The following is a 14,990-nucleotide window of genomic DNA, read 5'->3' on the forward strand; positions in this document are numbered from 1 at the left end:
GCATCTAGGTTATTCATAACGTATTAGATTGATAGTCAATACAATATACGAAATTTTCGTATTATGAGTAACCTTTTTTATAATGCACTACGGGTTAAGGCATGAAGAAAATCTTTACTACTCTACTTTCTTTCGGAATGGTCGCTAGTGCATTTGCACAATGGAGCCCAACTTCTATGAAAGGAGAACAATTACGAAAAACAGGAGCAACGAGTTTGTACTCTGTTGATTTGGATGCTATCCGCGCGCAGCTAGCAAATGCTCAACCAACCGGAAAAAACAGCAAACCCGTTATCATTAATGTACCAACTCTTGACGGCAAAGTTGAAAAATTTGCTGTGTACAGTTTACCTGTAGTGGTACAATCTTTGGCAGATAAGTACCAATTAGGATCGTATGTTGGGACAGGTGTGGATGATCCAGAAAAATACATCAGATTTTCTGTAGCGCCAAATGATTTCCAATCAATGATCATCAAAAATGGTGTCTACGAGTTTGTTGAACCACAGAACAAAGAGAAGACAGTGTATGGTGTTCATCCCAAAACAAACAAAACAAGTGGTGCTAATGGATCTTGGTTATGCGAAAGCACAGAACCAACTCTTACAAAAAAGCAGATCGATAAACTAGCCAACGGGTCAGATTTCTCTAATAATCCAAAAGATTTCTCAAAATCATCTGACCAAAAGTACAGAACAATGCGTTTGGCAATGTCTGTAAATGGAGAATATACTGCGTACCACGGCGGAACTGTAGCAGGCGCATTAACGGCTATCAATGCTACTTTGACACGTTGTAATGGTGTTTTCGAAAATGATTTTGCACTGCATTTGATTTTACAAGATTTTCCATCTGTTATCTATACCAATGCAAGCACAGACCCTTACTCAACAACTCTGAGCGCTTGGAACCAACAGTTACAAACAGCCCTTACAACAAATGTTGGAAGTGCTAATTATGACATCGGCCATATGTTTGGCGCATCAGGAGGTGGTGGAAATGCAGGTTGCATCGGTTGCGTCTGTGTTGATCCAACCGCTGGAACTCCTCTAGGAAAAGGTTCTGGTATCACTTCTCCTGCGGACGGAATCCCACAAGGAGATAATTTCGATATTGATTATGTAGCCCACGAAATGGGACATCAATTAGGTGGTAATCATACTTTTTCGATGAGTCTTGAAGGTACTGGTCAAAATGTTGAACCAGGATCCGGATCTTCTATTATGGGATATGCAGGTATCACAGGAGCAACAGATCTACAGGCACATTCAGATCCTTATTTCCATATCAACAGTATCATTCAGATCCAGACCAACCTTACCAGCAAGACTTGTGATATCGAAACTGCAATTACCAACCAGCCACCAGTGGTGGTTGCGATGCCTGATGTAACAATTCCAAAAAGTACTGCATTCGTTTTGACAGCTCAGGCATCTGACGCAGAAGGTAACCCAATCAATTATTGCTGGGAACAGACTGATAACGCAACATCTACTACGTCTACTTCTAATTTAGGTAACAATACAAATGGCCCTACTTTCAGATCGTTGAATCCTACGACAAGCCCAACAAGATATTTCCCTAAGCTCAGTACAGTTTTAGCAGGAAATCTGAAAAACACCGCCGATTGGGAAGCTGTTTCTACAGTTGCGAGAACGACTAATTTCAAAGTAACTGTAAGAGATAACAATCCAGACAAGACTCAACAACAGACACAATATGGAACTCAGAGAGTAACTGTTGGTGCTGCGGGACCTTTCAAAGTCTCTTCAACAAAAGTTTACAACAACGCTCCAGGGGCATTTACTTGGGACGCTGCCGGTACGACCGCAGCTCCTTATAATGTAGCGAACGTGAAAATAGACTACACCACAGATAACGGTGCAACTTGGACCGTTTTGGCTGCTTCTACCGCCAATGACGGTACAGAAAACCTAAGCTTTGCAGGTATTGCTACTAATACAATTCTTACAATCAGAGTATCAGCTATCGGAAACATCTTCTACGCTGTTGGAAAAGTAACTGTTTCTGCAATGGTAACTTGCGACGGTTCTGCCCCGGCTGCGTTAGTGGCTTCTTCAATCACGCAAACAGGAGCGAAAATAGATTGGGATGCTATCGCAAATGCAACTTATATTTTAAGATATAAAAAAGCAACAGATGCAACGTGGACAGAAGTTAACAACCTTTCAGCCAATACTTATACCATAGCAGGACTTACACTTAACACACCTTACAATGTAAGTGTTGCAGCGATTTGTACAGGAACCATTGGTACATATGCTAATCTTAACTTTACCACTGCAGGCATTGCTTACTGTACAGCAGGTGCAACATCTACAAGTTTTGAGAAGATCACAAATGTGAGTTTTTCCAATATCAATAATGCATCTACAGCTACAGCTGGTTATGAAGATTTTACATCGATAACAGGAAATATAGAAAAAGGACAGACATATAACTTCTCTTCTTCTTTCACCGGAACATCGTACGCTGCTGATCAGGTTTTGGTTTGGATCGACTTCAATCAGGATGGAGATTTTGAAGATGCTGGTGAATTAGTTTTAACTACACCTACGAAAGTTTCTCCTTGGACAGGAAGTATTACCATCCCTGCAACTGCAACAACAGGTAAAACCAGAATGAGAGTGAGACTTCATGATTCCTCTCTAAGCGGCAACCTTACACCTTGTGGAACATCTACCTATGGACAGGTTGAGGATTACTCAGTAAATATTGGCTCATTAGCAATAGTTGATGTCAAGAAAAACAACACCAGCGTTTATCCAAACCCTGCTAGTGATGTTATCAACATTTCTAATGTTTCTTCTAAAACCAAATTTGAAATATACAACGTTGGTGGTCAATTGGTAAACCAAGGAACGACGGATGGAAAAGTAAATGTTTCTAAACTGACCAAAGGTGTTTACATCTTAACAGTAGAATCTAACGGAGAAAAATCTCAAACCAAATTCATCAAGAATTAAGATCTAGATTTTAACCATAAGAAATCCCCGAATTAACTTTTTCGGGGATTTTTGTTTTTAAACAAGTAAGCTATCAATTAAGTTCTGTGATAAAGATATCAGTTTCGGCTGTTAAATTGTCTCTGTCAGAATTATTATAGATCACATAATCTGCCAGCTTCATCTTATCTTTTTCCGGCATTTGATTTTGCATGATGTTCTCAATTTCTCTGTAGGTTTTGTTATCCCTATCCATTGTTCTTTTGATCCTTAGATTGTCATCAGCTGTTACTAAAAGTGATTTATAGCACTGTTCATTCAGTTTCAATTCAAACAACAGGGCTGTTTCTTTAAAAACAAACTCTGCAGTTTGAGCAGCCACCCATTTTTCAAAATCACTTCTCACTGCAGGGTGAATCAAGCGATTCAGCTGATCCAAAAGTTCAGCATCATTAAACACTTTGTCGCCCACATACTTTCTATTATAGACTCCATCCAAATAAGCTTCTCTGCCTAACAGTGCAATAATCTGATTTTTTAATTCAGGATCTTGATTGACAATATTTTTTGCCTGATCATCTGAGTAATAAACCGGAAAACCTTTGTTTTCAAGCAATTTTGCAACAGATGTTTTTCCGGATCCTATTCCGCCAGTTAACCCAATGATCCTGGGAGGAGGAATATCTTCCTGATTTTGATTGATATCTTGTATTTCCATAAATTTATTTAATAGCCAAAAACTTCATTAAAACTGAAGGTCTGATCCAGCTTCACACCTCTTTCTGTCATTTTCACACTCGCCAACTCGTTGTTTGCATCGTGTTCAAAAAACAAAAGGTAGTCATTATCGACGCATTGTTTCAAAAATTTTCCTTTTTCTTCCATAGTCAGCATCGGTCTGGTATCGTATCCCATGACATACACTTGCGGAATATGGCCAGCCGTCGGGATAAGATCTGCCGCAAAAACGATCGTCTTTTCCTGATATTGCAAGACAGGCAGCATTTGTTTTTCCGTATGTCCATCCACAAAGATCACATCCATTTTTAGATCTGGAGCAAAACCATAATTTCCGGTTGTTGGTAATGGTAAAAAATTCAGTTGTCCGCTTTCTTCCATCGGTAAAATATTTTCTTTCAGGAAGCTTGCTTTTTCTCTGGGATTTGGATCTGTTGCCCATTTCCAATGATTCTCGTTGGTCCAGAAGTTTGCATTTTTGAAAGCTGGCCTGTAGCCAGATCGGTCATCATTCCATTCCACCGCGCCTCCGCAATGGTCAAAATGAAGGTGCGTCAAAAACACATCCGTAATATCATCTCTTACGAAACCGAATTTCTTCAAGTTCACATCCAAAGAATCATTGCCCCAAAGCGAATAATGTCCGAAAAATTTCTCGTCCTGTTTGTCTCCAAGTCCGCAATCTATAAGGATCAATTGTTTGCCGTCTTCTACAAGAAGCGAGCGTGTGCCCAATTCGATCAGGTTTTTTTCGTCAGCAGGATTTGTTTTTTCCCAAAGTGTTTTGGGAACAACGCCAAACATAGCGCCACCATCTAGTTTGAATTTCCCACATTGGATTGGATAGAGTTTCATAGGTATTTATATTTTTAGAGAATTGCTAAGTCACACTTCTATTTTGCCTCATCAATTCTGCCATTTTTTTTCGTTGTCAAAATCTGATTGGTCTAAATTAAGAATAATTTTTTCAAAATCATTGTCATTTCTATTTTGACTTAATTTATTTGCGATATAGATTTCTGTCGGAACTATATTGATTCCGAAAGCACCTTTCATTTCTTTCCTAACCATTTCATCACCCATATTTCCAACCAACATTGGACATTTTTGAGCTTTTTCATATTTAAAAGTAAGCTTTTCCAAATGTTGATACAATTCTTCATCCGTCATCAATTTCACTTTTCCTCGGATCTGAACCGCTTCATAATTCCAGGTGGAGACGTTCGTTTTCTCATACCAGGAAGATGATATGTAGGAATGCGCACCTAGAAAATCACACAAAACCTCATCGCCATCTTTCAAAACTTTAGCCTGAAAATTGGCTTTGGAAATATGCGTTTCCAGATAAAAATGGTCATGATTGTCATTCAGTAAAAACATAGAATGTGTTGCTGACAATTTTTCTTTATCAGAAATCAAAAGCGCAAAAGCATTTTCACTGATGATTTTCTTCATCAATGCCTGGTCTTCGGATTTGTAAATTTTTGGGATGAACATCTTACTTAAAGATTGATTTCGGAGAATACATTAAAACAACTCTCCCGGATTCTTAGGCCTTGCAATTCCTAAATGTTTGTACGCCTTATCCGTCACTTCCCTTCCGCGTGGCGTTCTGATGATAAAGCCTTCCTGAATCAGGAATGGTTCATAAACTTCTTCCAAGGTTTCCGGATTTTCGGCAATAGACGTTGCCAAAGCAGAAATTCCCACAGGCTTTCCTCGAAAATTTTCTATCATCACGCGCATAATTTTATTGTCCATATCATCGAGACCAAATTCGTCAACGTTTAAAGAATTCAAAGCGAATTTCGTAATTTCGATTTCGATTTCACCATTTCCTTTTATTTCCGCAAAATCACGGACTCTTCGCAACAATGCATTCGCAATTCTCGGTGTTCCACGGCTTCTTCTGGCAATTTCCAAAGCAGCATCTTCATAAATTTTCACGCCCAAAACTCTTGCACTTCTTTCGATAATCATTCCCAAAAGTTCAATCGTATAATATTCTAATCTGGACTGAATTCCGAATCTTGCGAGCATTGGTTTGGTCAACATTCCGGAACGTGTCGTCGCACCGACCAAGGTAAAGGGATTGAGCCCAATCTGTACAGAACGTGCATTGGGGCCGGTTTCCAGCATAATATCAATCTTATAATCTTCCATTGCAGAATACAGATATTCTTCTACAATCGGCGAAAGACGGTGGATCTCATCTATAAAAAGGACGTCATTTTCTTCAAGATTAGTCAATAATCCGGCTAAACTTCCTGGTTTATCAAGTACAGGACCAGAAGTAATTTTGCAACCAACGCCCAACTCATTCGCAATAATATGGGCTAAAGTTGTTTTTCCCAAACCTGGCGGGCCGTGCAAAAGAACGTGGTCTAAAGCGCCACCACGATTTTTCGCAGCAGCTACAAAAACTTCCAGATTGTCTAAAGTTTTTCTCTGTCCGGCAAAATCACCAAAACTCTGCGGACGGATTTTTTCTTCCTGAATCAAATCGTCATTGGAATAATTCTCTTTATCGGGATGTAAAAAATCGGGCATAGATAGAACTTAGGTATTAAACTTTAGATATTAGACTTAAAATCAATGCTTTAAATACTAATTCTTTATAAGAAAATTAAACTCAAAGATAGCGAAAAATTCAGTGAATTACGGTTTCAGTTTCTCGGTTTTGGAGATGATTTTTTTTAATTGGATTTTCTCGTCTGCCTTTAGTTTTCGCTGAAAAATTCCGTCTTTAGGATCTTTGCCAAGGTACTGAGGAAAAATCCCGTAATAGTCATAAAGCTTGAGATCATAGAGATTAAGCGCCGGAAAATGAACCTTGTCCACAGGATCTTTCGAAGCATTGAAGTGGAAGTTCCCTATTTGATATGTTGGAATGACCTTCATCTGACCAATGACTTTAGGCTTATAAAATTGAGACCAACAGAATCCTGACATTTGTTTACCTATATTAAATCTTTGTACAAATCCCGGGACTGTGAAAATAATGGCTATAAAAATAGAAAGAAAGGCGGCTATAAAAACAGATTTTTCTTTTGATGTATTTTTGAACAAGAGAAATAAGGCAACCACATAAACATCGATAAAAAATCGATATTGTGCAGAAAAACAGATGATGAGAACCGTTTTCAAAATCAAACAAATCAGCAATAAATAGTAAAATTTTTTCTTTTGCTTCAGTGTAAAAGCGGCTATAATCCATAATGAAATGAGAATGCCGATATTCAAAACAGATTTAAAACCAATGGTGAACCAATGCCATACTTGGTCTGAAAAATCAAATCCTGAAACCTGCTGATAGGAATATTTCATATCATAGGATTTCATCATGCCCATCTGTGAGGAATAGGTGAGCACCTCCTGACTCGGTTTCCAGGGCAAATTAAAATCAATGAAAGAAACAGGAAACATCGGAAATCCAAAGAGCCAGATATTTTTGAATACCAAGAGAGTTCCGAAAACGATAAATGGAATAATTGATTTTAAAGTCAATTTTTTTTGACTGAAAGTATGTAAAACAACAAAAAGTGGCAACCAGAAAACAATGGATTTGATGCAGAAGGCAAATACTGAAAGATAAAGAATCATGGACGACTCTTTTTTATTAAGAAGTTCATTGATGACAATTAAAGCCATCACTAAGATCGGCAAATCGGGACTTGGCTGCTGAACAAAGAGTAAAAAAACCGGAAAGAAGATCAGTAAAAAGTACTGCTTTCTCTCATAAATGTAAACCAGAAAGAGCAGCAATAAGTACGAATTGATCTTCAAAAATGGATCTGCGAAATGGGAAAACCCGGCTTGATAAATGTGCCAAAAAGAAGTCTGACCAAGCAAGAGGTCCAGATTCGAAATCCCTTTGACAAATCCTAGCTCTTTTAAATAAGAAACAGTGGGAACATAATAGCCATAATGATCAAATAAATAAGGTGAAAACGAAGCTGCAAAAACGATGGTCAATAAAAAGAAGTAAAACCAAAAATCAAGTTTTATTTTGAAACCGACTCGTTTTTGAACCAAAAAAAACCATAAAAGTCCAATAAGTGCAGAGGTGGCCATTACAATTTCTACAACTAGATCTAGCGGAGAGACCAATGCAATGACTGTCTGCAGAAGTGTCATGCCCATCATGCCTAAAAAAGACGTCCAGACAAAATTCTGATCTTTGATTTTCAGCATGCTTCCTATCGCAATTCCGTTTCCGAAATTGACAACCGATAGCACAAAAAGAGTAATAAGAATAGAAAGCATAAAAAAGATTGCCTAAAAATAAGCAATCTTTCTGTGTAAAAATATATATGAAGAAATTTACTTCTGCACCCGTCCAGTTTTTCTGTCATTGGCTCTACCAATGGTATAGCCTGTTGCACCACCTGCAACACCGCCAATCACGGCACCTAAACCAGGATTTTTTCTGGAAATAATGGCACCAGCTGCCGCACCACCTACGGTACCAATCACAGTACCTTTTGCTGCACTACTCCATCCTTTTTTCTGCGTGGCAGTTGTACCTGTAGAACTGGATGTACCAGAATTAGAGGCAGTTGAGCCTGATGATGATGATGACGATGAGCCACCACCAGAATTACCTGAAGATGAGCTTCTTTTAGGCGTCGATTTTTTGGCAACCCTGTTGGCTTCCGCTTTTCTATCTGCTTCTTTCTGCTCTTCTACTTTGTTTAGACTGTCTTTTTGTTTTTCGAAAGTTATCTTTTCTTTCTCTATGGCAAGTTTCTGTTTTTCCAAATCGATCTGTCTCACTTGATAATCTAATTTCTGCTGTTCAAGAGAAACAGGTGGTACTTTCTCATCCTTATTACAAGAAGTCAATATCAAAGTCGCTGCAAGTCCTGTTAAGAATAACTTTTTCATAATTTAAAATTTTTTCACAAAAAGTGAATGATTGAGTTACTCTTTTCAATTATTATTCCAAAAAACAAAAACTGTGTTAAAGTTTGTTAAGTCAAAAAAAAGCCGCCTCGTTGATCTAAACAAGGCGGCGTTACAATTGATGTTGCAATTTCTTAGAAAAGCTCTTTTCTGATAATGTTTTGCGAACGCTCCGGTCCTACAGAAACCAGATAAACATTAATCCCCAGATGCTCCTCGATAAACTCGATGTATTTTTTTGCATTCGTAGGAAGTTCATCGTAAGTTCTGGCGTTGGTGATATCTTCATCCCAGCCTTCTAGTTCGACATATTGAGGTTCGTAATCGTACAGTTTGGTTGTAGAAGAAGTGAAATAATCGATTATTTTCCCGTCTTCTGTTTTGTATTTTGTAGCGATTTTCAAAGGGGAAATTCCCGAAAGAACATCTAGTTTGGTGATGACCAGATTATTGATTCCGTTTATCATCGTAGCGTGTTTCAATGACACCAAATCCAGCCAGCCTGTTCTTCTAGGCCTGCCTGTTGTTGCACCAAATTCAAATCCAATTTGACGGATATTCTCACCCAATTCATTATCCAACTCTGTAGGGAAAGGTCCTTCACCAACTCTTGTGGTATAGGCTTTTGCAACACCTATGAGATTCTGAAGACTTGTTGGCGGCACTCCCGCTCCGGAACAAACGCCACCAGTTGTGGGCGAAGAAGAAGTTACATAAGGATAAGTTCCAAAATCAATATCCAACATGGCAGCTTGCGCGCCTTCGAACAAAATATTTTTCCCGTCGTGGATCGCTTGGTTCAGTTCCAATTCTGTATCTACAATCCTGTCTTTTAATCGTTCCCCTAAAGCTAAAAATTCATTGTAAATCTCATCAAATTCTAAAGTCGGTTTCTCGAAATACTTTTCGAAAAGAGAATTTTTTATTTTTAGATTTTTTCTGATTTTCTCTGATAAAACTTCCGGATTCAGAAGATCGATCATTCGGATTCCTACTCTCGCAATTTTATCTTCATAGCAAGGTCCGATTCCCTTTTTGGTAGTCCCAATGTGGGTTCCTTCCTGTTCTTCTTCTCTGTAAGTATCAAGCAGGATATGGTAAGGCATAATCACGTGCGCGCGTCTGCTGATGAAGACGTGATCTGTCTTCAGGCCTTTGGCTTCGATCTGGCCAATTTCTTTAAGAAAAGCTTTTGGATTTACCACCACGCCGTTGGCGATGATACATTTGCCTTTGCATTGCAAAACGCCCGAAGGCAGAAGGTGTAATACAAATTTCTCATCTCCTACATATACTGTATGACCAGCATTATCACCACCCTGAAAACGTACGACATAATCCGATTTTGCAGAGAGAACATCCGTGATTTTTCCCTTTCCTTCATCTCCATACTGGAGACCTACAACTACGTAAGTTGACATATTTTTTACTTTTTTTAGATTATTCACAAAGTTAAATCTTAAATATTGGCTGGCAAAATTGAATGCATAAAAAACCCTCTTACTAATGAAAATAAGAGGGCAAAAACACAAATGATGAAAAAAATTATAAATGCATGTTGAAGTCATAAATCACTTCGCATCTACAATACAATTTTCAATGCAAAAATCGTACTTTTTTTTGTTTATGATCCTAATAAATAACAAACTTTATGACAGCAACCTTATTATTTTATCCAAAAATTAAAATTGACTCTAAAATATAAACTTATTTTTCAAAACAACAAATTAAAATCAACTAAAAATTAGAAGAAATGTTCTTACAAAATCAGTAGTATAAAAAATCAAGAATATGCATCCTATTTTACCGCAAATAAGAAAATAATCAACCAATCAAAAGCTATTTTATGATATTTTTTAATTTAAAACCATTAATCATTTTATTTTAAAATTAACAAATGTACTTTTACAATATAATTTTAATCATAATCATCAAAAAACAATAATATAATGTGTGGAATTGTATGTGTGTTTGACACCAAACAAAAAAATGAAGCGATAAGGCCTCAGATCCTGGAAATGTCTAAAAAAATAAGACACCGCGGACCAGACTGGTCAGGAATATACCAGCACGACAACGTCATTTTCTCCCACGAGAGATTGGCAATTGTAGACCCTACATCCGGGAAACAACCATTATTTACCAAAGATCATAAAGTAGCATTAGCCGTTAATGGCGAAATATACAACCATCAGGACCTGAGAGCTGAGTTCCCTGATTATGAATTCTTGACCCAATCTGACTGCGAAGTGATCCTGGCTCTATACAAAAGAGACGGTAAAAACTTCCTTGAAAAACTGAACGGCATTTTCGCTTTCGCCTTATACGACGAAGAAAATGACGCTTACCTCATCGGAAGAGATCATATGGGAATCGTTCCTTTATATATGGGTTGGGACAAGAGCGGAAGCTTTTATGTGGCATCAGAATTAAAAGCCCTTGAAGGTGTCTGTAATAAAATAGAAGAATTTTTACCCGGTCATTTCCTTTACAGCAAAGACGGACAGGAACTGCAACAATGGTACAAAAGAGAATGGACAGAATTCGACAATGTAAAAGACAACCCGACAGATATTGCCGCCATCAGAAAAGGACTGGAAGAAGCCGTTCACAGACAGCTGATGAGTGATGTGCCTTATGGTGTTTTACTTTCCGGCGGTTTGGATTCTTCTATTATTGCTGCGGTGACTGCAAAATACGCAAGACAAAGAGTAGAAAGCGGAGACACGCAAGAAGCCTGGTATCCTAGATTGCACAGTTTTGCCGTTGGATTGGAAGGTTCTCCGGATCTGGCAGCTGCGAGAAAAGCAGCGGATCATATTGGTTCAGTTCACCACGAAATTAAATATACCGTTCAGGAAGGTTTGGATGCAATTAAAGACGTAATCTATCATTTGGAGACTTATGATGTTACTACGATCCGAGCATCCACGCCAATGTATCTCCTTGCAAGAGTGATCAAATCTATGGGAATCAAAATGGTATTATCAGGAGAAGGATCAGATGAATTATTCGGAGGTTACCTGTATTTCCACAAAGCACCATCTGCGCAGGCTTTCCACGAAGAAACTGTGCGTAAATTAGGAAAACTACACCTCTACGACTGTCTAAGAGCCAACAAATCTCTGATGGCCTGGGGAATAGAAGGACGCGTACCTTTCCTAGACAAAGAATTTATGGACATCGCAATGACCATCAATCCTAAAGATAAAATGATCACGCCGGAAAGAATGGAAAAATGGGTTCTGAGAAAAGCTTTTGAAGACCTGTTACCGGAAAGCATTGCCTGGAGACAGAAAGAGCAGTTCAGCGACGGTGTTGGCTACTCTTGGATCGACACTTTGAAACAGGTGGCAGAAGATGAAGTGACGGACGAGATGATGGCAAATGCGAAATTCAGATTCCCGATCAATGTGCCGATGAGCAAAGAAGAATACCGATACAGAACGATCTTCGAAAGTCATTTCCCAAGTGATTCTGCAGCAAGCTGTGTTCCTTCTGTTCCATCTGTAGCTTGTTCTACGCCTGTTGCATTGGAATGGGATGAAGCTTTCAAAAACGCTAATGATCCAAGCGGAAGAGCGGTGAAAGTGCACGAAACTGCTTATTAGAAATTTATTAAAACTACATAAACTAACTACAAAGGAAAACCACAAGTCTTGGCTTGTGGTTTTTTTATGTTTAATTGTTTTGAATTTTTATTTTTTCACAATAAAAATACTAATTTCAAATTGGGTTTTTATTGGAATATTATAGATTTTCGCAGATGACCAATAGCCTAATTCCTTCATTTTAAAAACTTCCTCAACAGCCAATTTAGTATCGGCATCACTATATTTCTGGATCTCAAATTTTTCAAGATTATTATTTTCGCCTATAGTTACCCGAATGTGGTTTTCTCCTTCTTTAGCATTTTTGGGAAGTTTAAAATTATTAAATAACAACATTCGAAATTTAGTAGTACCTCCTTTGAATTCTGCAAAGATTTCTGAACTATCACTAGTACAATTTAGCTTTTCCCTTTCACATTTTTCATAAAATTCTTTCGACTTCTGATTTAGAGAATCTATAGTTTTAGCTTCTCTTTCTGTGGGTGGAAATCTTTTTATATTTTCCAAGGTTGATACATAATATTTTAAACTTGTAGAGTTTGCTGTACAACTGCAAATAAAAAACAACAGTAATATGAAGATCCAATTTTTCATCAATAAGCATTTACCTTTCACTTCTATCTTTACTAGTTAGTCCATTGATACCAAAAAACTCTATTTTCTCTATTTTCCTATTTGCCAGAAAATCTTTTACTTCTTGAGTTAGCTCTCCGTGATATTTTAAAGTAAGCTGTCTTAGCTCATCAGGAATTTGATCTTGGAAAGTTATTATTATAAATGGAATTTGATAATTATTATCAATTGCTTTACTGGTATCATCTTGATTTGTAAAATAAATCCGTAGTATGTATATCTTCGGACTAATATCTGTCTTTCCAGAAAAACCGTAATATGTTATTTTAGCCTCTTTGTCTTTTAAATAGGTTAAAAGTTCAGAAAAATCTTTTTTATAAAATTGTTGTTTTAAAGTTGCTACTTGCTGCAATTGTGGCAAAGCTTTGTTGTAGGCATTTACATACCTCTCGTTATTCTGTGATTTGCAAAATTGAAATAAAAATAAGACTAATATTATTGGTAATTTATTTATAATTGTTTTCATAATATAATTTTTTAAGGACATTTAGTTATTTTAAGACCTGTTTTAGGTGTTCCGTTTCCTCCGGACACAGTAATCATTTCCTGCGTCACAGTTACTTTTTTAAGATTACCATTAGCATCTACTTTTGCGAGGCTGATTCCTGTATTAAATTTATCCAAGACATAAGCCATTACCATCGCTGATGGTGAGTAATCTTCACCAGTGTTATTTTGATAAGTTCCCTGATTAGCAAATACTAAAGCATCATTGTAAGCAGCTCCAACAGGACTATTAGTTATGAACATATGGGTACTCTCTTCATAATTTGTACTTTTAGGATAAGCGTTTACAAAATTCTGTGCCAGAGTTTTATTATAAACTACCAGCGCATACACTTCTGCATCTCCAAAATAACTGCCATATACAAAACGCGATTGCAGATTTGGGTTATTGGGAAACCTCAAAATAAAATTATAAAAATCTCCTGCCGAAGGCGTGCCGTAATGACCATCAGAATGGGTATGCCCATCTGCAACATAATTTCCGGAGATTACGGGAGGTACGGTCCCAATATGTTGTCCTCCTTCTTTTGGAGGCGTAACACTGTAACTACCATTAGGGTTTTTTCCTACAGAGACTGCAAATTCGTTAGTTGCATTTCTCTTTCCTTTCAATACAGCATCCATCTTAGATTGCACTTCTGGATTTTTTAAAATTGTTCCAGCATTATTCGTTGTTTCACAAGGCGTCTTTTGCACCTGATCCAGGAACTGCTGCCACGTAGCTCCGGGATTATCCATAAAGAAGTTGATCCCCATATTGGCATTCTGAGATTTTATCAGGGATTTGATAACCAGATAATTTCTGAACTTCTGCGCAAAACTGGTATTTTGTTCCAAAAAGCACCATTGCTGAGGCTTTGATTTATTGTTTTGTCAATACAATATTCTGCGATAAAGAAATAGCGCCATCATAGGTTGGCTGGCCTGCAATGTTGATCCTTATGCCTTCATAATTATCTAATTTTACCAACTTTATATGATTTGTGTCTATAAACTCTATTTCATAATGAACGCTTTTATTCTTTGTTATATGTTGAATACTACCCGTTAATGTATTAGGATTATCAAATGAACCACCTAATAGTGTACTTTTTTTATCTAAATAACTACCATTTGAATACAGTGTGGAACTTTCAATTACAGCATTATTTTTTTGATACTGGTGGAAACCATATAAAACATCAGCTCTTACATTTCCTTCCAGCGGAAGCAGAATATTTTCTTTTTTAAATATCAATACCAAACGTTCATTACCATTAGCCCATATCCAAGTTCCCACAAATTTATCTATGTTGTGATTTATATTTTGAGCGTTTGGTGTTATATCTAGAATTTGCGATTTATACATATTATGTGTTAGAAGCATCAATATAATAAATGTACCCGTAGTGCATTATAAAAAAGGTTACTCATAATACGAAAATTTCGTATATTGTATTGACTATCAATCTAATACGTTATGAATAACCTAGATGCAATTTACGATTTTATTTTAAAGGAATTAAGAAAATTAACCATCAAAGAAAATTTTTATTTCAAACCAATTAAACCAAAATTATCTGATTTAGAGCTCATTGCAATAAATATTTCTGCGGAATATTTATCGATAGATTCAGAATATCAGTTGTTT

The 14,990-nt window shown here is 37.1% G+C and carries 13 protein-coding genes and 1 pseudogene; 3 read left to right on the forward strand and 11 right to left on the reverse strand.

Going from position 1 to position 14,990, the window contains the following annotated elements:
- Positions 1–101: 101 nt before the first annotated feature.
- The gene (locus F564_RS0116120; protein WP_028123518.1) at positions 102–2,987 is read left to right on the forward strand and encodes a reprolysin-like metallopeptidase; all 2,886 of its coding nucleotides are present in this window, start codon (positions 102–104) and stop codon (positions 2,985–2,987) included.
- Positions 2,988–3,060: 73 nt separating this feature from the next.
- On the opposite strand, the gene coaE is transcribed toward F564_RS0116120, so the two are convergent.
- The 7 genes from coaE to F564_RS0116155 form a co-directional block, all read right to left on the reverse strand.
- Positions 3,061–3,684: a dephospho-CoA kinase gene (gene coaE, locus F564_RS0116125; RefSeq protein WP_051259714.1), complete on the reverse strand. Its 624-nt coding sequence runs from the start codon at positions 3,682–3,684 to the stop codon at positions 3,061–3,063.
- An 8-nt stretch (positions 3,685–3,692) separates the two neighbouring features.
- Positions 3,693–4,559 carry an MBL fold metallo-hydrolase gene (locus tag F564_RS0116130; RefSeq protein WP_028123520.1) on the reverse strand — a complete coding sequence of 289 codons (867 nt, stop codon included), beginning with the start codon at positions 4,557–4,559 and terminating at the stop codon, positions 3,693–3,695.
- Positions 4,560–4,610: 51 nt separating this feature from the next.
- Positions 4,611–5,201, reverse strand: coding sequence for an FMN-binding negative transcriptional regulator (locus tag F564_RS0116135; protein ID WP_028123521.1), 591 nt, complete (start codon positions 5,199–5,201; stop codon positions 4,611–4,613).
- A gap of 30 nt (positions 5,202–5,231) precedes the next feature.
- On the reverse strand, positions 5,232–6,254 hold the full coding sequence (gene ruvB, locus F564_RS0116140; protein ID WP_028123522.1) for a Holliday junction branch migration DNA helicase RuvB: 1,023 nt from the start codon (positions 6,252–6,254) through the stop codon (positions 5,232–5,234).
- 108 nt (positions 6,255–6,362) lie between these two features.
- Entirely contained in the window at positions 6,363–7,970 is a 1,608-nt protein-coding gene (locus F564_RS19510) for an LIC_10190 family membrane protein (protein WP_051259715.1), read from the reverse strand.
- Positions 7,971–8,027: 57 nt separating this feature from the next.
- Positions 8,028–8,591, reverse strand: coding sequence for a YMGG-like glycine zipper-containing protein (locus F564_RS0116150; protein WP_028123523.1), 564 nt, complete (start codon positions 8,589–8,591; stop codon positions 8,028–8,030).
- A 152-nt stretch (positions 8,592–8,743) separates the two neighbouring features.
- Entirely contained in the window at positions 8,744–10,030 is a 1,287-nt protein-coding gene (locus tag F564_RS0116155; protein WP_028123524.1) for an adenylosuccinate synthase, read from the reverse strand.
- A 528-nt stretch (positions 10,031–10,558) separates the two neighbouring features.
- On the opposite strand from F564_RS0116155, the gene asnB reads away from it, so the two are divergent.
- Complete coding sequence (gene asnB, locus F564_RS0116160) at positions 10,559–12,220, forward strand: asparagine synthase B (protein ID WP_028123525.1); 1,662 nt, start codon at positions 10,559–10,561, stop codon at positions 12,218–12,220.
- An 87-nt stretch (positions 12,221–12,307) separates the two neighbouring features.
- Here asnB and F564_RS0116165 read toward each other — a convergent pair whose 3' ends face one another.
- Genes F564_RS0116165 through F564_RS0116180 form a run of 4 tightly spaced genes read right to left on the reverse strand, consistent with a single transcriptional unit; the run spans position 12,308 to position 14,729 of the window.
- On the reverse strand, positions 12,308–12,814 hold the full coding sequence (locus F564_RS0116165) for a hypothetical protein (RefSeq protein ID WP_154656901.1): 507 nt from the start codon (positions 12,812–12,814) through the stop codon (positions 12,308–12,310).
- A 10-nt stretch (positions 12,815–12,824) separates the two neighbouring features.
- Entirely contained in the window at positions 12,825–13,319 is a 495-nt protein-coding gene (locus F564_RS0116170; RefSeq protein ID WP_154656902.1) for a hypothetical protein, read from the reverse strand.
- An 11-nt stretch (positions 13,320–13,330) separates the two neighbouring features.
- The gene (locus F564_RS0116175) at positions 13,331–14,197 is read right to left on the reverse strand and encodes a hypothetical protein (RefSeq protein WP_028123528.1); all 867 of its coding nucleotides are present in this window, start codon (positions 14,195–14,197) and stop codon (positions 13,331–13,333) included.
- A gap of 25 nt (positions 14,198–14,222) precedes the next feature.
- Positions 14,223–14,729 carry a DUF6705 family protein gene (locus F564_RS0116180; RefSeq protein ID WP_316928808.1) on the reverse strand — a complete coding sequence of 169 codons (507 nt, stop codon included), beginning with the start codon at positions 14,727–14,729 and terminating at the stop codon, positions 14,223–14,225.
- A gap of 90 nt (positions 14,730–14,819) precedes the next feature.
- Here F564_RS0116180 and F564_RS21305 point away from each other — a divergent pair.
- Positions 14,820–14,990 (forward strand): annotated as a pseudogene (locus F564_RS21305) (IS982 family transposase); the annotation flags it as partial.

This window comes from Epilithonimonas tenax DSM 16811, from assembly GCF_000428485.1.
Lineage (GTDB): Bacteria > Bacteroidota > Bacteroidia > Flavobacteriales > Weeksellaceae > Epilithonimonas > Epilithonimonas tenax.

Bases quoted from the DNA above. Each gene is read 5' to 3' on its own strand.
- F564_RS19510 (WP_051259715.1), bottom strand. From the start codon at position 7,970: ATGCTTTCTATTCTTATTACTCTTTTTGTGCTATCGGTTGTCAATTTC.
- F564_RS0116120 (WP_028123518.1), top strand. From the start codon at position 102: ATGAAGAAAATCTTTACTACTCTACTTTCTTTCGGAATGGTCGCTAGT.
- F564_RS0116155 (WP_028123524.1), bottom strand. From the start codon at position 10,030: ATGTCAACTTACGTAGTTGTAGGTCTCCAGTATGGAGATGAAGGAAAG.
- asnB (WP_028123525.1), top strand. From the start codon at position 10,559: ATGTGTGGAATTGTATGTGTGTTTGACACCAAACAAAAAAATGAAGCG.
- ruvB (WP_028123522.1), bottom strand. From the start codon at position 6,254: ATGCCCGATTTTTTACATCCCGATAAAGAGAATTATTCCAATGACGAT.
- F564_RS0116135 (WP_028123521.1), bottom strand. From the start codon at position 5,201: ATGTTCATCCCAAAAATTTACAAATCCGAAGACCAGGCATTGATGAAG.
- F564_RS0116165 (WP_154656901.1), bottom strand. From the start codon at position 12,814: ATGAAAAATTGGATCTTCATATTACTGTTGTTTTTTATTTGCAGTTGT.
- F564_RS0116130 (WP_028123520.1), bottom strand. From the start codon at position 4,559: ATGAAACTCTATCCAATCCAATGTGGGAAATTCAAACTAGATGGTGGC.
- F564_RS0116170 (WP_154656902.1), bottom strand. From the start codon at position 13,319: ATGAAAACAATTATAAATAAATTACCAATAATATTAGTCTTATTTTTA.
- F564_RS0116150 (WP_028123523.1), bottom strand. From the start codon at position 8,591: ATGAAAAAGTTATTCTTAACAGGACTTGCAGCGACTTTGATATTGACT.
- coaE (WP_051259714.1), bottom strand. From the start codon at position 3,684: ATGGAAATACAAGATATCAATCAAAATCAGGAAGATATTCCTCCTCCC.